Consider the following 484-nt stretch of genomic DNA (forward strand, 5'->3'; position numbering starts at 1 on the left):
ATGAGGACGCCCAGACATTTTAATATTCTCCTTTACTTTTCAGGTAACTCTAGCATAACTTTAGAAAAATGGTATAAGCACCAGAAATATCAATTCTGGCAACCCTGTTCGACAAAGTTGGCGTGGAAACGGAATTTCCAGGTAATCGGAAAAAATTGAAAGCGTCCCCTCCTCCCAGTCCAGCATAATTGCACAATTCTGCAATCCCTAGCCCCTGTTCTACGGAATTCCACGAAAAAGCGATAGAGTTGCCCGCTACGTTGGCAGTCGGCAAGGGCGCTGTTGCAAAAAAAGCAGTAGAAGACTGTCGATACCGCGCATCCCCTTCAGATTGCAGTAGGTATTGAGCGTGAGGGTCAGCCGCAGCAAGGTGCGCGTTTATCGCCGCCGTTACCTCGCTGTCGCGGGCGATCACAGAGGGAATGTCTGCATCCGTGAGGGCTACCGTGCTTTGCCTGTACCGCGCATCCCCTTCAGATTGCAG

Annotated in this window: 1 protein-coding gene; it reads right to left on the minus strand. The window is 50.2% G+C overall.

The genetic code is table 11. The annotated features are described in order from the left end of the window. Positions 1–49: 49 nt before the first annotated feature. Positions 50–484, minus strand: a 435-nt coding sequence (locus tag QUA80_RS31535; protein WP_333428869.1) for a hypothetical protein, incomplete at its 5' end; no start/stop codon positions are given.

The organism is Microcoleus sp. F4-D5 (assembly GCF_036704885.1).
Classification (GTDB): Bacteria; Cyanobacteriota; Cyanobacteriia; order Cyanobacteriales; family Microcoleaceae; genus Microcoleus.